This window comes from Streptomyces viridosporus T7A, assembly GCF_008704515.1.
Classification (GTDB): Bacteria; Actinomycetota; Actinomycetes; order Streptomycetales; family Streptomycetaceae; genus Streptomyces; species Streptomyces viridosporus.
On record NZ_CP023700.1, the window covers coordinates 190,516 to 207,815 of the forward strand.

A 17,300-nucleotide genomic window follows, 5' to 3' on the forward strand; every position below is an offset into this window, starting at 1 on the left:
CGGCCGAACCGCCCGACCCCGCCCGTCCCGGTCGCCCCGAAGGGCGACCGCCAGCATCCCGCCCCGGGACGCCGACCTCTCCGCCCATAAGAGCGAACAGATCCGGTTCTGGGCGCAGAAGAACCGGGTCGAGCTGTGCTTCACCCCGACCTACGCCTCCTGGGCCAACCCGATCGCAGCCCGCTTCGGGCCGCTTCGGCAGTGCACCGTCGCCAACTTCCACCACCGCAACCACACCGCGCAGACCCGCGCCCTGCACGCCTCCTGCGCCGGCGGAACAAGAACGCCCACCCTCCCGACGTGCCGGCCGCCCAACGGCGCGAGCGCGTCCGCATCCGCGGCGAGAAGGGCATCCGCTGGGACGGACGAGCGCTCCTCCCGGTGTCCTGACCGGCGGGGACGGCGAGGGCCGCCCCTGGCGATCGAGCGATAGGGTCACCCACGTGCGGTCCTGGCGCGGACAGACCGCCAGACCGTGGGGGCGGCCGGGTGACCAGATGGCGGAGGTTCGAGCGGCAGGCGGCCCCGCTCGAATACTGGGAGATCCGTCAGGAAGGGATCCGCTGCTTTCTCCGGTGGGGCTCCGACCGAACACCGGGCAGGACGAGCACGACGGTGCTCGACGACGAGGAGCAGGCGCGGCGCCACGCAGTACGCAAGATCAACGACCGCCTTCGCAAGGACTTCACCGAGGTCGAGCCGCCCTGCGACCCGGCGGAGGCCGAGGCCGGGACGCCGGTCCTGGACGTCATCGCCAGGGCCTTTGGCCCTCACGCCCCCGCCCCGCAGTACCTGCCGGTCGACGGCTTCGACCAGGTCTACTGTCGCACCCATGCGGCCGGTCATCCGATGGGTTTCCACGAGTACTACGTGCTGCGTGACCACGGACGCAGCGCGGTTCGCTTCACGGTCCGGGCGGGCAGTCACCAGGCCGGCGTCGTTGCTTCCTTCCCCGAGTTCCTCTGCTCCAGGCGTGACCTCGCCTTCGACGGCCGGTCCCACCACAAGGTGCCCCTGCCGAGCCTGGTGGGGTCCTTCGGCCACGCGCTGTTCTGCTCGCCGGCACTGGGGCGAGCGTGCGCCGCATACCCGGCAGCGGCGGCTCGGGTGGCAACGGCCTTTCCCGTCTTCGACTGCGAGATCGGGGACGAGGATGCGGAGGTGCTGGTCGACGCCCGCATCCACGGTCACGCCGCGCTGCCCCACAGCCACTGGGGCCGATCGCCGCAGCCCGTGGTGGACCTGCGCTTCGATGTCCAGCCGTCGACCTATCGCCGAACGCAGACCTTCAAGGTCTACCGGCCGACCTCGAGAAGCTGATGGACGTGCTGCCGCAGGCGTCACCGCAGAGCTGGGCGGATGGCCGCTCCGCAACTCGCCCGTCCCAGAGGTTCATTGACAGGGGGCGTCGCCGGGCGTTGACTGGCGGGACGGTGCAGGCCGAGCAGGCGGGCCATGAGCGTCAAGGGCTTTCGTTCGGATCAGGCCCCGCGAGCCCGGCTTGATCCAGACGAGGGCCGGGTGGCACTCGGCCGGCGCGACGCACAAGGAAGTGGCACACGATGATGTACGACCAGGCACGCGCCCAGCAGCCTCCGGACAAGGGCGTCGGAGCCGCCGCACGCTGGGCCCCGGGGCCTGAGCCGCTGCTGCCCGCCGAGGAGCGGGACCGGGTCTCCCAGCGCCTGCGGCAGGCCCTCCTCGACTTCGCCGACACCCCGCGTGAGGCGCTGGAAGCGGCCGAGAGCGCCTTCGACGAGGTCACCGCAGAGCTCGCGAGCGCTCTCGCGGAACGGCGACGCGTCCTGCGTGCGGGCTGGCAGGACCAGGACGCCCAGGCGCAGGCGGAGGAGTTCCGGCACGCGCTGCGACAGTACCGGGAGATCACGGAGCGACTCCTGCGCCTGTAGACAGGCCCGGCCCAGCGGCAGGTCACCGCCGCACAGGTCGCCGCCGCCCCGGGCCGGGTGGCGCCGGTCTCAGTACGGCTGATGCGGGTGGGTGCACGCTCACGTGCCACCTCCCGGAAGGGTGACTTTGGCGTGTTTCGCCGAAGTCGTTGTCTTTGCCGTTGGCGCGACAGCTCAGGTGACGCCAACTCCAGCACTCGCTCGCGGACCGGGCCGGTGCCCCGCTCAGTCGATGCGGTCGCTCAGGCCCAGCACCTCTGGGGAGTCGCTCGGGAAGTCCCTGGGCATACCGGGTACGTGGAGGGTTCGCCGGTACACGCCGGTCAGAAACTCGATAGCGCCGACCGGGAACTTTGACCAGTCTCCGTTGTCTCCGCGCACGACCACCGGCCATGCGTCCGGGTCGGGAGAACTCGTCTTCCAGTAGAAGGAGTCCCCCGAGTCGGACTCCGCCCAGGAGATCAGGCCTCCCGGTTGTGGGGAGGGGACGTAGCCTTCGGTGCCGCCCATCTCGTACAGATCCTGAAGGATCTCGTCCGGCATTCGGCCGCCTCCCGCTGGCGCAGGCCTGCGTGGGCGATCAGTCTGGATAGGCGGGGCTCCCCGGCTCGCTGTCGCCAACGCCGACAAGCCCCCATGGTGTCGCCGCCGCTGGCAGCACGGCGGCGGCACCGATGACTCCACGGCATAGCCCCCTGCGTCCACCGTCTCTGGCCCCGGGAGCGGCCCTGCCCTGCGCTGGAAGAGGAAGCCGAACTGCTACCCACCCGCGCGCCCAGCACGGGCGCGCGGGCGGCAGACCGATTCTTCACGTACTGCTCTGCGCTGTGAGACACCCAGCGCCTGCCGTTGGAGACAATCACCGGGTGCCCGACCGACGCTCCCTGGGCCCCGGCCCCAGCCGCGCAGCCCTCGCCCCCGAGCTGCCGCCCACACCACGCCCGCTACTCGCCGCCGACCGCATCCCACCCACCCAGACCAACGCCGAACCCGCCCGGCCTGTGCAACCGACCGGGCGCCGTGCCCTGGGCGCCGGCCCCGCCACGGCGCAGCCTCCCGTGCCCACAGACGGTGATCCGCAGGCGTAGCCGGTAGGCATCGCGCAGTCCTGCGCAATCACACTGGGTGATTACGCAGACACTGATGCGTAAAGAGGGGTGTGACGTGTCGGTGGCAAAGCTCGTGGAAAGAGGGACCGCGCCCTGAGCCTCCGTCTCTCCGGTCGGGTGTGCCGGGGCCCGGGGCGGCCCTGGTGTTCCGGGCCTTTCCACCTGCCGGGCGCCGCGCGGGGCGGAGGCTGGGCTGTCCCTAGTGGGGGTGGCGTCCGGTGAGGGCACCGCCGGGGTCGTCCAAAAGGGCGATGCGGACGGTGATGCGTTTACCCACCGGCTCCCGCTGCACTTCGAAGGGCGCTGTCACGTTGTGGAGTGTGTGAGTGCCTGATGGCGCGTCGGGGTGTGGTGAGAGTCGGGTTTCGGGCCGGTGTTCAGGCCGCGGCAGGCCGGCCGACGGCTCCGGTGATCTGGTCCCAGACGGCGAAGCGGGTGCTCATCTCGGTGCGGTATTCGGGGGCGGTCATCCAGTGGCGGCGGGGCCGGAAGTGGGGTGAGATGCCGCTGAACGCGGCCAGGAACCGCTGCGCCCCGCCCACGCTGCGGAAGCCTTTCATGGCGCGTTCGCGCTGCGTCGTCGGCTGGTGGCTGTTCTCGGCCCGGTTGTTCAGGCCCTTGTGCGAGCGGTGTTCCACCGAGGGCATGACCTCGCGGTGCGCCGCACCACAGGAGCGGAGCCTGTCGGTGACGATCACCCGCGGCACGGCGCCGGTCTGCTTGAGGAGCTTGCGGAAGAAGCGTCTGGCCGCGGCCTTGTCGCGCCGGTTCTGCACGAGGATGCCCAGCACGGTGCCGTCCTGTCGACGGCACGCCACAGGTACTTCCGCTCGCCGTTGATCTTCACGAAGACCTCGTCCAGGTGCCACTTATCACCGAGCCGGGACCGGCGTCGGCGCAGTGCGTTGGCGTAGACCTGCCCGAACTTCGCGCACCAACGCCGGATCGTCTCGTACGAGACGAGCACACCGCGCTCGAGCATCAGCTCCTCAACCTCCCGGAAGCCGAGCGGGAAGCGGAAGTACAGCCACACACAGTGGGAGATGACCTCCACCGGGTACCGGTGCCCCTGATACGACGGCGGCGCGGACGACACGAGCGAATCCTCCCCGGCACGATCGACCACAAGATCATCCCACGCCGGTCAGCCAACGTGACAACGCCGATGCCGTCCTTCTGCACGATCCGCTCCGCCCCCGCGAGCATGAGGTGGCGCAGCTGCTCGGCTCCGATGCGCCGCAGCGGGGCGGTGTCCTCCTCCCACGCCTGGAGCGGGGTGCGCCCCGCTAGCATCCGGTGGCGGTGGCAGGTGTTGTACCAGCGGGCCCAGTCGGCGAACCGGCGTACGAACCGCTCCAGGCGCAGCGGGCCGTCGCCGTCGGCGGCGGTCTCGGCGGCGCGCTGGGCGGCGGGCGAGTCCTTGACCGGCCCGTACAGGCGGCCTGCGGCGTCGCGGGGGCCGCCAGTGAAGCCGGGGAGCTGGGAGATCAGCATCTGCTCGATCGTGAGGTTCAGCCGCTCGACCTTGCCCTTGCGGTGCGGGGTGAAGGCGGGCAGGCGGTGCATGACGACGGCCAGGGAGCCGAGGACCTCCTTGACCGCGCCGGCGGCGAACTCCAGACCGCGGTCGATCCGTACGACTTCCGGCACCGCGCCGAACGGGGAGACGTCGGGCTCGTGGGTGAGGGCCATGCGCATCGCGGTGAGCACCGTGCCGGACGTCGGGGAGACGGCGATGGCCCAGCCGAGCAGGGCGCGGGTGCCGTCGTCGACCACGGTGGTCAGCCACGGTGCGAGCGCCTTCCCCTTCGGCGGGACGACCAGCAGAGGGAGCTGCTTGTGGTCCATCTCCCAGCAGCGGCCGCGCAGCGCGTCCGGCCGGCGCAGGTACACCGAGCCCGCACGGCGCCCGGCCTCCCCGCTCTTCCACGCCGCCCGCTCCGCCGGAGTCAGGCCCTGGGTGAACGCCCGGTACAGGGTGCGCTCCGCGACCGGCTTCGCGCTGGCCCAGCCTTCGGCGAGAAAGTCGGGCACCGGCGCCCCGGCCGTCGTGCCGTCCCCGTCGGTCACCGCCCTGCGGGCGCGTACGACGGCGGCGACGTTGCCGCGGTAGAAGGCGAGCGCGTCCCGGTCGGTCTCACTCAGCTCGTAGCGCAGCCGGACAGCCGGGGCGGCCGGCTTCGGCGGCGCGAGCCAGCGCCACACCGTCCGCTCCGACACCCCGAGGCCGTCGGCGACCGTACGCACGTGCGCGGCGGTCAACGCCTCGTCCTCCCGCAGCCGGGACAGCCGTTCGACCGCCGCCCGGCGCTTCTCCGCCGACACCCTCCCCATGCCGGCAAGTGTCAGTGGTGGCAGAACTGCCGCGCCCGAACATGCGCCCGCATCCACACGTCCGGGTGGATCTTCACGGAACCGGTGGCACAGAGGGGCCGGGCATGATCCGGATACGGTCGTGCGGAACTGGCGCCCGAACGTGCGCGCGCTTCAACACGTACGGGTGAACCGCCGCGAAACCGGTGGCGCACGGACACCGGGCGTGCGCCGGATGCGACCGTACGGGCCCGGATTTCCTCAGTAAAGGGTGTCGGCAGGTTCTTGAGGGGCCGGGGTTTTTGAGGGAGTTGTTGAAGGCTCTGGGGCCCCCTTCGGGGGGTCTCACGCCGTTCCTCACAAAACGATGGTTAGTTGACGCCACACTGCCATACGTGACGACGACCCTGACCGACATGTTCGACGCCGACGACGACCTCCTGGCCGCCTTCCCTGCGCGGCCGAGTGAGATCCGCATCGGCTACGCGCGGGTGTCGACCGGCGGGCAGAAGCTAGACCGGCAGGTAGACGCGCTCACCCTCGCGCGGTGCCGGCGGATCTTCAAGGAGAAGAAGTCGGGCAAGAACGACGCCCGGCCGGAGCTGAAGGCGTGCCACGCCTTCCTGGAGCCCGGGGACACCCTCGTCGTGCCGTCGCTGGACCGGTACGGGCGCTCGCTTCAGGACCTGGTGAACATGGTCGCCGAGCTGCGTACGCGCGGGATCGGGTTCACCTCGCTGCACGAGAAGCTCGACACCCTCACCCCCGGCGGCCGGCTGATCTTCCACGTCTTCGCAGCCCTCGCGGAGTTCATCCGGGAGCTGATCGTGCAGGGCACTAACGAGGGCCTGGCCGCCGCGCGGGCCCGCGGCCGTGTCGGCGGCCGACCCACCGTCGTCAGCGAGCAGCTGCTGCGCGCCGCCCGCGACATGCTGCCCAACCCGGAGAACAGCATCGAGACGATCGCCAAGCTCCTCGGCGTCTCGGTCGGCACCCTCTACAACCACATCCCCGACCTGAAGGAGCTGCGGACCTGTCGCGTCCCGGCCCAGCTCACGGGCGGCAGCCGGTGACGACCACGCCGCCCACCCTGCCCGCCCCGTGCATGCGGCGCCTGCCGCCTGCGCCGCCGCCCGCCCACCCGTTCTTCCTGCGGCTCCAGGCAGAGGCACGGGCGATCCTGCTGGCCGGCGCCGCGGTGCCGCTGCCCCAGCCTTGTCGTACGGCTGCAACGACGACTCCGCGACCGGGTCCGTGACGAGCTGCTCGACACGGGCGCGGTCGGACACCGGCTGTACGTGCTGGAGATCGCCGGGCCCACCCGCGCGTGAAGATCGGCCGTACCGAGAAGCTGTGGACGCGTATCGACCAGCACCTGCGGGAGATGAACCGCTACCAGTACGGACTGGTCGACGCCCACCTCACCGAACGCCTCCCCGACGACCGGGCGCTGGGGCGGGCCGAGGCCCAGGCGCACGCCTGGATGGCTCGGCACTATCAGCCGATCACCAGGGAGGAGTACGCGAACGCCGATTACGACTTCGCTGTCACCTGCGCTAACGCCGCCGCCAACCTCCACCTCACCCGTCCGATTTGAAGGCAACCCACCACGTGAGTGACCTGACCCTCTTCACCGACACCACCCCGCCGCCCACGGCAGGCGGCGCCGCCGCGGCGGGCGGTGTGACCGCGCCCGTCGTGCACGGCGCGGTCATCATCAGCGCGGTGGAGACCGCCTGGCGCGAGATCCGCCGCCGCTTCACCGGCGTCCCCGACATCTCCGTCACCGTGCCGCCCACGGCCGGTGCCCAGGACCCCACCGAGTGCACCGCCCTGCGCACCGGGCGCCGCTTCGTCCGCGACGGGCACCTGACCATGGAGCTCCAGGTCTCCTCCGGCACCCTCGGCCTGGGCGGGCGGCCCTTGATGGAGGGCCTGCTGCACCACGCCGCGCACGGTCTGGCCCTCACCCGGGACATCGTCGACGTCAGCGGCGGTGACCGGCGCTGGCACAACAAGCGCTACGGGCGGCTCGCCCGCGAGGTCGGGCTCACCCCGCCAGCCCGGGCCGCCCGCGTGATCGGCATGGGCCGCTGCCCGCTGTCCGACGCGGAAGCCGAGAGGTGGGCGGAGGTGATCTCCGCTCTCGACGCCGCAGCCAGCATCCAGCTCGAAGCCACCGTGCAGGCCGTCGCCCCGCCGCGCGGCGGACGCTCCGGCGCCCGGTTCGCGATCGTCTGCGAGTGCACCCCCGTCCCCCGGCGCCAGCAGGTCACCCCCTTCTTCTACGAGCAGGGGCCGCTGCTGTGTGGGGTGTGCCTGACCAAGTTCCGGCCGGCCGACGCCGTCCTGCTGCCTGCGCAGGCGACTGGGGAAGACGCGTGATCTCCTCCCCGCACCGCATGAAGGGCAACGCGCTCGTCCTGGGCGCCAGCCGACCCGGACAGAGCGGGCCCTTTGGGCCGTACGGGTCGGATACCGGAGACGAAGGCGACGAGCACAACCAGGGCCATCCCTCCGAGATGAAGGACCTGACACCCGGTGACTGAGACAAACTGGCAACTGGTCGCGGACGGACTCGGCCATCTGTTCGCAGGACCGACGGCGGAGCAGCTCGCCCTCTCGGACGCGCTGGTGATTCCCATGGCCGCCAATACCCCCACCCCGGTGGCCGGCGCCCTCCTACGCGCCCAACTCGCGAAGCCACTGCGCCTGCGGGAGCATCCGGGCATCGACGAGCCTGAGTACGACTACCTCGCCAGCGTGGCCGCCGAGACCGGTCTTCACATCCCGGTCCAGGAGGAGATAGGAAGCCGCGACGTGCTGAACGCATGGCTGGAAGTCGCCTGGGCGCGGCGCACGGTCCACCATCTCGAACGGCTGCGCCCCGAGGTGGGCGATATCGCCGTCACCGTGAAGAGGAGAAAGCCCGATGAGGATCGATACGGGCAGATCAGCTCGATCAGCCTGAGCGGTCGGTTGAACTTCCGCGGTGGTCTCGGACGCCGAGCGTGGCCCCATACCGTCAAGCACCTGGCGAAGCCGGGCGACGCCGACCACGACGATCTGCTCGCCAAGGCACGCGAGGAAGCCACCGCCGAGGACCGGCACCCCGAGCGCGTTACCCACCGCGAGCTGGCCCTGCTCGACAGGTGGAAGGTCCCTCGGCGCCCGTCATTGGTGGACTGCCGAGCCCTCCACGAGGCGATGGACAACGCCACCGAGGAACGGCCCATGCAGGTCGTCCTCGAGAACCACCCAGCCCTCCTGGCCAACGTGATCGCCGGCCACCACGGAATCTGGGTCCGCCCGCAGGTCCGTCTGGGCGATAGGTACGTCTCGGACTTCCTCATCGCCAGTCGGACCTCGGCGGGCCTTCGCTGGCACCTCGTCGAACTGGAAAGCCCCACCGAGCGGCTTACCAACCCTGGAAACCAGCGTGAGTCGCCCACGCTGCGCCATGCCATCGACCAGATCCAGGACTGGCGCGAGTGGCTGAAGGTCAACCTCCTGCCCGCCCGGGCTACGCTCCCGGGCATCACCGTGGATGCACGCGGGCTCATCATCATGGGCCGGGAGGACGTGACGGACAGCGCCCGCGAAATCCGGGATCGCCATTCCGCGAACGACCGGATTGAGATCCAGACGTACGACTGGCTCTTGCGGGCCGGCCTCAGCGCCGACTCGACGCTCCCAGGGCTACTCGACACAGAAACCGGGGACCTCGACCGCGACTGGTAAAGAGCGCGTGGCGGGGCCCGGCGGGGAAAGCGACCATCACTCCGCCGACGCCCACGGCCCTGCACCGAAATGCTCCCCTCCCTCGGGGTGCCGTCGATACGCTTCTCCCCTCATCCAGACCTCCGGGGGGAGTCGACATGGCCAACACCTGCGTGTTCTGCGGGGAGAAGGCGGGCAGCCGTGAGCACGTGCTGCCGCAGTGGCTGCGGCGCCAGGCCCCCAGGGCTTCGGCGTAGTCGCATGGTGCCCGTTTCGTGATCATATGAGTCCGGGGAAGGCGGGCGTGGCGGGCGTTGTGCCGCAGCGCGGAGGCGATGTTCGTCTTGCCAGTCAGGCGGAGGGCGCCGATGGCGAGAGTGTGCCAGGTGGCCATGGTGCGAGGCGCGGTGCCGTCCGCAGCTGGGAAGCACCCTCAGCGAACGTCAAGGAGGTTGCTCGGCCAGAACCGCACACGCGGTCAGCGCGAGGGCCAGAGCGTGTCGCACGCCGCGGAGGCATGCTGGTTGAACCCTCCCCGCCGATCATGTGATTTGCCGCCCGGGAGGGTGAGTCAACAGTCAAACCCCGTACAGACGGAGACAGTGCCCGATACGAAGATCGCCGACTTGTCCGTGATCTTCGAGAGGAATCCCGCTCGTGTGTCTCCCCCGCGCCGTTGGCGACGCGCTCACCGTATTGGTCAATCCGGTTGCCGCTCATTCCGCCCCCGGAAACACGACCGCTTTCTCCGCTTCTGCGTTGGGACTTGTGTACGGCGCGGGGGAACTTCTGTGACCTCCAGGTCTGCGTGTGATGACCGTGATGCCAGCGGGCCACGGGATGGCTGTGCACCGAGTCACGATGGAACGGGGCCGGGCGGACCGGAGGTGGGCGTGGGTGTAGACGGGGGCGGATGGCTGTCCTTGCTGGCCTGTCACAGTGTCAGGAATCCCGCGCGCACGGTGTGGGCGGCGGTGCTCTGCACTGCGGCTGTGGTGTGCGTGGCGATGCTTGGCACCACGGCTTCCCTGTCGACGGGGGGATACAACTCCGTGGGAACGGAGTCCGCGCACGCTGATGGACTGTTGCGGAAGTTCAGGGGGGCTGACCCGGGGCTGGTGCTACGGGTCAGGTCGGAGGACTCGGTCGATTCGGCACGGGCGTGTTCGGACGGGGCGGCGCTGGCGCGGCGGGTTGCTGCTCAACCGGGAGTGGCCGCGGTGGAGGCGTACTGGACGTCGCGTTCGCCCGCCCTGCGGGCGAACGATGGGCGGTCGGCGCTCATCGGTGTCGCGCTGGAGGGTGATGAGGCGGCGCAGGCGCGTGCCGCGTCGCGGCTCGTGCCCCGGGTGACGGGTCGGCAGGGCGCGCTGCGGGTGTCGGCCGGAGGTCGGGTCTGGGCCGGGATCCAGGCGGCGGAGCAGGGCGAAAGGGACCTTGTGCGGGCGGAACTGGTGGTGGCCCCGGTGGTCTTCGGGTGCTTGGTCTTCGCTTTCGGCTCCCTGCTGGCGGCACTGTTTCCACTCCTGGTGGGAGCGTTGGCGGTGGCGGGATCGTGGACGTTTTTGCGCCTGCTGGGTGGTGTGACGGAGGTGTCGGCAATCTCGCTGAATATCGCGGCTACCTTGGGCTTCGGGCTGGCCGTGGACTATGCCCTGCTGGTCGTGACGCGCTTTCGTGAGGAGGGCGCGCGAGGGCTGGCAGTGCCGGATGCCGCGGTCAGGGCGGCCCGGACCGCGGGTCGCAGCGTGCTTGTCTCTGCCGGCGTGGTGGCACTGGCGTTCTCGGCGCTGTGGGTGTTCCCGTTCCCGTGGCTGCGGTCGATGGCCGTGGCCGGGATCGCGGTGGTACTGCTGGCGGCGACGGCGACCGTCGTCCTGGTGCCGGCGCTGCTGGCGATGCTGGGCTCCCGGATCAGGCATCGCCGGGCGGCGTCGAGTCCGGCCTGGCGGCGGCTCGTCCGGTGGGTGACCGGGTCACCGTGGCTGTGGGGGGCCTGTTGCGCGGTGCTGATGGCCGCGCTGGTGTGGCCGTTCGGCCAGGCCCAGTGGGGGTTCACCGACGAACGTGCGCTCCCCGCCGGCTCACAGGCCCGGCAGTTCACCGAACGCCTCCGCACCGATTTCCCTGCTCAGCCCGACCGCGATCTCATCGTCGTACTGACCCCGGTCCCCGGCGACCGCGAGGTCGACCAGTACGCGCGACGTATCAGTGCGCTGCCGGGCGTCGTCCAGGTCACCGCTCCGACGGGCCGCTACCACGACCGCCGTCGCACCGCCGTCGTCGAGGCGGTATCGGACAGTGCGACGGCGGTGTGGTTGAAGGCGTCGACGGGGCTGGATCCGCAGTCGGCGGCGGCCGCACGCCTGGTGGAGCGGGTGCGGGAGCTTCCCCCGCCCGGACCGCGCTGGGTGGGGGGTTCGCCCGCCCGTCATGTTGATGCGAAGGCGGCTCTGGCCGATCGTGTGCCCTGGGCCGTACTGCTGATGTCGGCCACGACACTCGCTGCGCTGCTGCTCTACACCCGGTCGGTGCTGATTCCGCTGAAGGCCGTCGCCCTGGCGGCGCTGAGCCTGACGGCCAGCCTGGGCAGCATGGTCTACATCTTCCAGGAGGGCCATCTGCGGTGGCTGGTCGGCGACTTCACGACCACGGGCTTCTTGGATATGACGATTCCGCCGCTGCTGTGTGCGATCGCGTTCGCGCTGTCGTTGGACTACGAGGTGTTTCTGCTGGCCCGGGTCAAGGAGCACTACGACGCCGGCGGGGATCACCGGGACGCGATCGTCGAGGGCATCGCCCGCACGGGCCGGCTCATCACCGTGGCCGCCGTGGTCTTCGCCGTCAGCATGGCCGGACTGGCGAGTTCTGGCATCACGACGCTGAAGATGATGGGCGTGGGACTGGGGGTGGCGGTCCTGGTCGATGCCACGCTGGTGCGCGGCATCCTGGTGCCGGCCTTCATGCAGCTGACCGGGCGAGCCAACTGGTGGGCCCCGGCATGGGTCAAACGACCCGCCACGCAGGGAGCGAATGTCCCGCAGCACGGGCAGGACACGGTGGCTGAGAGTTCCGCGGAGGCGCCTGCGGCTCACTGAACTCTGCGGTGCGGCGGTCAGTTGCTGTCGCGGCGGGTGAGCCGCCTGGTGAGGAAGACGGCCAGTGCGGCGGTGGCCATTCCCGCGGCAGCGTCGAGGACGTAGTGGTAGCGGCAGTACACCACGGACACGGTGATCAGCGCGGTGGCCGCGATCATCAGCCGTTTCGCGGGGCGCGGTACGGAGGCGGCCCGGATTGAGAGCGCCGCTGCCCAGGCGCCGGCGACGTGGGAGGAGGGGAAGCAGGTGCCGGGCGGGTCGGCGCTCGCCATCAGTTGCGCCTGGAGGGGCTGGGCGAGGTAGCCGTGTAAGTGGTCGGGGGTGAACGCCGGGGCGAGCGCGGCGATAGGGCCGGCGAGGGGCAGCAGCATGAAGCCGAGGAAGCACAGGTAGTGGGCGAGGCACAGGGCGAGGACGTAGCGGTACAGGGCCTGGTGCATGCCTTTGGCGAGGAAGTAGGCCGGGGGCAGCACGAAGTACAGGTAGTAGGAGCTGTAGCTGAGGCTGAGGGCCTCGGTGAGAGGGCGGGAGGCGAGAGCGCCGAGCAGGAGGTTGGGGTGGGCGCCGAACAGGTGCTGTTCCCAGACCAGCATGGTGTCGTCGAGCAGGCGGCCGTGCAGGGCGAGCGACTGAGGGCCGGACGCGGAGAACAGCAGCGGAGCGCAGGCCAGCGGGTACAGGGCGCGCACGTTTGCCAGGGCCGGCGATGCCCAGTGGCGGTGTGCCGCGGCGCAGGCGAGGACGAACCCGGCCAGGGCCGCGTAAGCCCCCGTCAGCCACGCGGCATGCGGTACGGCCTCGTGGCCCAGGACCACCGCCGTGGCAGCTACGAAGAGGTACCCGAGGGTCACCTTCTCCACAGCCCTCAGGAGCGGCCTGCCTGCCAGGTGGTGGGGATGGGATCGGCGGACGACAAGCGATGTGGTCCGAACGGGTGATAGCTGTGCGGGGAGAGAGGGCCCTCCCCGCACCGCGCGGGCAGGTGCCAGCGCATGGTGAGGCCCTCGGCGCTGGGACGGTTTCCGCTGATCAGATGTGGTCAAGGGACCTCGTGCATCCTTGCGTTGAGTGTCAGGTATCCGTACAGGAGACACTCACAATTACAACTTGTCATCGCATGACTCCAATGGGCTACAGTTGCCGCGATCTTGGAGTGCACCGTGACAGGGCAGGTAAGCGATGTCAGATGTGAGTGGACCGGCCGCTACCTTGGCCGCCCTCAACAGGGCCCGGCAAACAGGTGGTTATCCGTTTTTCCGCCGGATCACGGGGCAGCCGGGTCCGGGAGAAGTCTTCGTCGAGGGCTTGCGTGTGATCAACGCGGCCTCCGGTGACTACCTCGGCCTGGCGGCGGATCCACGGGTGCGCGAGGCGGCGGCTGCTGCGGCGCGCGAGCTGGGCGCCTCCTGCTCCGGGTCCCCCGTGGTGATCGGCACCTGGTCGGTGCACGCGCAACTGGCTGAGGAACTCGCAGACTTCCTGCACCGACCGGCGGTGCTGCTGTCCACCACGGGATACCAGGCAAATCTCACCCTGGCCTGCCTCTTCGGCGAGGACCGTGCAGTCATCGCCGACCGGCACATCCATGCCTCTCTCGTCGATGCGTTGCGGCTCGGCCCCGCCAAGTACCGCCGGTTCCGGCACAACGCGCCTGACCACCTGGCGCGGCTGCTGGAGGAGGCTTCGGGACAGGGCCTGTCGCCAGTGGTCCTGACCGAGGGGGCGTTCTCGCTGGGCGGGGAACTGGCTGTACTGCCGGAGATCGCCGATCTCGCCGGACGTCATGGGGGGATGCTCATCGTCGACGGGGCTCACGACATCGGCATCCTGGGACCGTCGGGGCGCGGAGCCGGTGAGCACCTCGGCTGCGAGCAGGACATCGACGTACTGTCCGGGACCTTCTCCAAGGCGTTCGGGGCCGGTGGCGGATACCTCGCCGGAAGCACCGAACTCATCGAGCACTGCCGCTTGCTCGGGAGGGCCACCATGTACTCGGCGTCCATGCCACCACCGACCGCCGCAGCGGCACTCAGGGCGCTGCGCATCATCCGGGACGAGCCCGAACAGCGCGCCGTCCTGGCACGCCTGGCGGACCGTCTGCACGACGGACTGGCCGAGGTGGGGTACGACCGTCCCAACTGGGCCAGCCCCATCGTCACGCTCCCGGCCGGCGACGCCGACCAGTGCCTGCACACCTGGCGGGTGATGCTGGAGGCCGGTGTGTTTGCTGCGCCGTTCCTGCCGCCGGCCGCCCCGACGGGACAGTCCCTGCTGCGCCTGTCCGTCACCGCAGCCCACACCGAGGCACACATCGACCACATCCTGGAGGTCGTGGGCCAACTCGTGCCGACCGTCGACACCACTGGCGTGGCGGCGGCGCCGATCCCGTGTCCCGCCTGATGCGCGCTCCGCGGCCCCCGCAAGGCGCTGCCGACATCGTGATGGTCCGCAGCCGCGCCGAGATGGATGACTTCATCAGGCTGCCCTACCAGCTGTACCGGGCGCACCCGCACTGGGTCGCCCCGCTGGAAGTGGAACGGCGGCAGTTCCTCAACCCGCGTCGTAACCCCTACCTGCGCCAGAGCGACGTGAGCTACTTCCTGGCGCGCCGCGGACGGGCGCCTGTGGGCCGGGTCGCGGCCATCATCGGCCCGGACGGACCAGCCCGCCAACGCCAAGGCTACGTGGGCTTCTTCGAGTGCACCGAAGACCCTGCCGTGGCGCGCGCCCTGTGGGAGCAGGCGGTGGCCTGGCTGCGGGAGCGGGACGTGCAGACCGTGATGGGCCCGATGAACCCGAACATGCACCACGAGTGCGGCCTGCTCGTCGACGGCTTCGACGACGCCCCCCGCATCGGCATGCCCTACAACCCTCCCTACTACCCGGACCTGTTCGCCGCGGGCGGCTTCACCCCGGTCAAGGAACTGCTGTCGTGGCGGCTGTCCCCGACCAACCCCAAGCTCAAGCGGTGGGCCGGCTACCGCGACATGCCGCGGCGCAAGGGCGGCCTGACGGTACGAGCAGCAAACTGGCGCCGCTTCAGCAGCGAGTCCGTTCTCGTACGGGAGCTGTATCACGCGTGCTGGCAGGACAACTGGGGCTTCGCGCCGGTGACCGACGCGGAGTTCACCTACCTGGCACGGCAGATCCGGCTGCTCGCCCCCACCGGCGTCCGCATCGTCGAGCACGCGGGAACCCCCGTCGGCTTCAGCATCCTGCTGCCCGATTTCAACCAGGCCCTGGCGCCCGCTCGGGGACGCCTGACCCGCTACGGCTGGCCGGTCGGAGCCTGGCGCGTGTGGCAGGGCCGGCACGCCATCACCCGGGGCCGCGTGATGGCCCTGGGAGTCCGCGAAGACAGCCGTGCCCAAGGAGCCACGCTCGCCCTGGTCACCGATGCAGTCGCCAGCGCCCTCACGCGGGGCTGGAACGAGCTCGACGTGTCCTGGGTCCTGGAGGACAACCAGGCCGCCAACAAGCCGCTGGCCGCCGCCGGCGCCACCATCCACAGACGCCACCGCCTGTACGCGCGCTGTGTGCGCCACAGCGAGCCGTGCTCATGCCTCGCCGCCCATGCCCACCCCGCCCTGGAAGCCACCCGTGCCGCTGACGTATGACAACGTCGTGTCGATCCTCGCCGAAATCACGGGAATGGACGAGGACGAAATCACCCCGCAGACCACCCTGCTGGACGTTGAAATGGACTCCCTGCTCCTGGTCGAATTCGCCGTCGTTCTCACCGAGCGCCACGGAGTCGACCAGGAGGCCGACCTGGACCTCACGCCCGCGACCACGATCGCCGACTTCGTACATGTACTGGCCGAGCAGTCCTCCGGCGCCGAGGCTGCTCCGTCCGTCACGGGTGCGCTGTGACCGTCGACATCGCCGTCACGGGAATCGGGCTGATCACACCGGCCGGTGTCGGCTCCGACTCGACATGGCGGGGCCTGTGTTCGGGGCGGTCCGTCACTACTGCTCAGGATCCGCTCCTGACCGGGTTACCGGTGGGCCTCTCCTGCCCCGTCCAGAACTTCGACGCATGTGACCACCTCCCGCGACGGACCGTGCGGCGCACCGACGCCTTCATCCACTTCGCGCTCGCCGCCGCACAGGAGGCCGCCCAGGACGCCGGCCTCGCACCTGGATCCGCCGAACCCACCCGCATCGGCGTCGTCCTCGGCGTCGGCTCCAACAGCCTCATGGGATACGGAAGGGTCTTCGAAGTCCTTCAGGCCGGTGAACACCACCTGGTGTCCCCACTGGCTCTGCCACAGAGCGTGCCCAGCATGGCAGCCGGAGAAGTAGCAGCTCACCTCGACTACCGAGGCCCCAACTTCACCGTCTCCAGCGCCTGTGCCTCAGGCGCTCACGCCATCGGCATCGCCCGCGGCCTCATCCGCTCCGGCACCTGCGACATCGTCCTGGCCAGCGGTGCGGAATCCGGCCGCTCCCCCTCAGCGCCATCACCTTCGCCCGCTTGGGTGCCCTTTCTACCCGCCGGCACGAGCCGTCGGGGGCCTCCCGCTCCTTCGACCGCGACCGCGACGGCTTCGTCCTGAGTGAGGGAGCGGCAGTCCTGGTCCTCGAACGGGGCAACCACGCTCGCGCCCGCGGTGCAACCGCACACGGTGTCGTCGCCGGGTACGGCGCCTCCGCCGACGTCCACCACCCTGTCAACTCCCACCCCGACGGGCGCGGCCTGCAGCAGGCCATCAGGACAGCCCTGGCCGATGCGGCCTTGACGCCCGGCGACATCGATCATGTCAGTGCTCACGCAGCCTCCACGCGGGCCGGAGATCTTGCCGAGGCCCGCGCCCTGAGCCACGTCTTCTCTTCCACGCCGCCGCCGGTCACGGCCCTGAAAAGCCTGCTCGGGCACTCACTGGGTGCGGCGTCGGCCATCCAGGCCGCCTGCGCCCTGCTGGCCCTGCGGCACCAGGCCATCCCACCCACGGCCAACCTCGACAACCAGGACGACGCCATCGACCTCGACATCGTCCGCAAAGCCCCCAGACCCGCCCGCCTGCGCACCATTCTGACTACCGCGTGCGGCTTCGGAGGAGCCAACGCCGCACTCATCCTGCGTGGATCGTGACCCGCACCCGGTGTGCACCGAAGCAAAGCAGACACTTGTGTGAGGGGCCGCCCGG

The 17,300-nt window shown here is 70.3% G+C and carries 15 protein-coding genes and 2 pseudogenes; 13 read left to right on the forward strand and 4 right to left on the reverse strand.

From position 1 onward, the window contains the following. Positions 1-73: 73 nt before the first annotated feature. From CP969_RS01030 to CP969_RS01040, 3 genes and pseudogenes are all read left to right on the forward strand, one after another. Positions 74-390 (forward strand): annotated as a pseudogene (locus CP969_RS01030) (IS630 family transposase); the annotation flags it as partial. A 99-nt stretch (positions 391-489) separates the two neighbouring features. Then, the gene (locus CP969_RS01035; RefSeq protein WP_016828342.1) at positions 490-1,320 is read left to right on the forward strand and encodes a WGR domain-containing protein; all 831 of its coding nucleotides are present in this window, start codon (positions 490-492) and stop codon (positions 1,318-1,320) included. A 242-nt stretch (positions 1,321-1,562) separates the two neighbouring features. Then, on the forward strand, positions 1,563-1,910 hold the full coding sequence (locus CP969_RS01040; RefSeq protein WP_016828341.1) for a hypothetical protein: 348 nt from the start codon (positions 1,563-1,565) through the stop codon (positions 1,908-1,910). Between the two features lie 225 nt (positions 1,911-2,135). On the opposite strand, the gene CP969_RS01045 is transcribed toward CP969_RS01040, so the two are convergent. The 3 genes and pseudogenes from CP969_RS01045 to CP969_RS01055 all read right to left on the reverse strand — a co-directional run bounded on the left by CP969_RS01045 (position 2,136) and on the right by CP969_RS01055 (position 5,353). Beyond that, on the reverse strand, positions 2,136-2,453 hold the full coding sequence (locus CP969_RS01045) for a hypothetical protein (RefSeq protein WP_016828340.1): 318 nt from the start codon (positions 2,451-2,453) through the stop codon (positions 2,136-2,138). A 943-nt stretch (positions 2,454-3,396) separates the two neighbouring features. Further along, positions 3,397-4,115, reverse strand: a pseudogene (locus tag CP969_RS01050) (IS6 family transposase). Continuing rightward, positions 4,001-5,353 (reverse strand): DDE-type integrase/transposase/recombinase, encoded by a 1,353-nt coding sequence (locus CP969_RS01055; protein WP_016828338.1) that lies wholly within the window; start codon positions 5,351-5,353, stop codon positions 4,001-4,003. The pseudogene CP969_RS01050 and the gene CP969_RS01055 overlap by 115 nt, the downstream one beginning before the upstream one ends. Before the next feature lie 374 nt (positions 5,354-5,727). Between CP969_RS01055 and CP969_RS01060 the strand changes: the two genes are divergently transcribed. The 5 genes from CP969_RS01060 to CP969_RS01085 all read left to right on the forward strand — a co-directional run bounded on the left by CP969_RS01060 (position 5,728) and on the right by CP969_RS01085 (position 12,150). Then, complete coding sequence (locus CP969_RS01060; RefSeq protein ID WP_016828337.1) at positions 5,728-6,405, forward strand: recombinase family protein; 678 nt, start codon at positions 5,728-5,730, stop codon at positions 6,403-6,405. A 254-nt stretch (positions 6,406-6,659) separates the two neighbouring features. Next, positions 6,660-6,929 carry a hypothetical protein gene (locus CP969_RS01065; RefSeq protein WP_016828336.1) on the forward strand — a complete coding sequence of 90 codons (270 nt, stop codon included), beginning with the start codon at positions 6,660-6,662 and terminating at the stop codon, positions 6,927-6,929. 14 nt (positions 6,930-6,943) lie between these two features. Further along, on the forward strand, positions 6,944-7,717 hold the full coding sequence (locus CP969_RS01070) for a hypothetical protein (RefSeq protein ID WP_016828335.1): 774 nt from the start codon (positions 6,944-6,946) through the stop codon (positions 7,715-7,717). Between the two features lie 156 nt (positions 7,718-7,873). Further along, positions 7,874-9,073, forward strand: coding sequence for a Shedu anti-phage system protein SduA domain-containing protein (locus CP969_RS01075; RefSeq protein ID WP_016828333.1), 1,200 nt, complete (start codon positions 7,874-7,876; stop codon positions 9,071-9,073). A gap of 1,199 nt (positions 9,074-10,272) precedes the next feature. Next, the gene (locus tag CP969_RS01085) at positions 10,273-12,150 is read left to right on the forward strand and encodes an MMPL family transporter (protein WP_171817518.1); all 1,878 of its coding nucleotides are present in this window, start codon (positions 10,273-10,275) and stop codon (positions 12,148-12,150) included. 17 nt (positions 12,151-12,167) lie between these two features. Here the strand turns inward: CP969_RS01085 and CP969_RS01090 are convergent, their stop codons facing one another. After that, positions 12,168-13,010: a phosphatase PAP2 family protein gene (locus CP969_RS01090; RefSeq protein ID WP_016828331.1), complete on the reverse strand. Its 843-nt coding sequence runs from the start codon at positions 13,008-13,010 to the stop codon at positions 12,168-12,170. Between the two features lie 451 nt (positions 13,011-13,461). Between CP969_RS01090 and CP969_RS01095 the strand changes: the two genes are divergently transcribed. Genes CP969_RS01095 through CP969_RS34390 form a run of 5 tightly spaced genes read left to right on the forward strand, consistent with a single transcriptional unit; the run spans position 13,462 to position 17,245 of the window. Next, positions 13,462-14,550, forward strand: a complete 1,089-nt coding sequence (locus tag CP969_RS01095; RefSeq protein ID WP_016828330.1) for an aminotransferase class I/II-fold pyridoxal phosphate-dependent enzyme — start codon at positions 13,462-13,464, stop codon at positions 14,548-14,550. A 41-nt stretch (positions 14,551-14,591) separates the two neighbouring features. Next, a complete protein-coding gene (locus tag CP969_RS01100) occupies positions 14,592-15,767 on the forward strand; it encodes a GNAT family N-acetyltransferase (RefSeq protein ID WP_016828329.1) in 1,176 nt (391 codons plus the stop codon). Continuing rightward, positions 15,751-16,023: an acyl carrier protein gene (locus CP969_RS01105; RefSeq protein WP_016828328.1), complete on the forward strand. Its 273-nt coding sequence runs from the start codon at positions 15,751-15,753 to the stop codon at positions 16,021-16,023. The genes CP969_RS01100 and CP969_RS01105 overlap by 17 nt, the downstream gene beginning before the upstream one ends. Continuing rightward, positions 16,020-16,709 carry a beta-ketoacyl synthase N-terminal-like domain-containing protein gene (locus CP969_RS34385; protein ID WP_317984007.1) on the forward strand — a complete coding sequence of 230 codons (690 nt, stop codon included), beginning with the start codon at positions 16,020-16,022 and terminating at the stop codon, positions 16,707-16,709. The genes CP969_RS01105 and CP969_RS34385 overlap by 4 nt, the downstream gene beginning before the upstream one ends. Then, the gene (locus tag CP969_RS34390; RefSeq protein ID WP_317984008.1) at positions 16,628-17,245 is read left to right on the forward strand and encodes a beta-ketoacyl-[acyl-carrier-protein] synthase family protein; all 618 of its coding nucleotides are present in this window, start codon (positions 16,628-16,630) and stop codon (positions 17,243-17,245) included. Before CP969_RS34385 ends, CP969_RS34390 begins: the two co-directional genes overlap by 82 nt. The last annotated feature ends 55 nt before the right edge of the window (positions 17,246-17,300 follow it).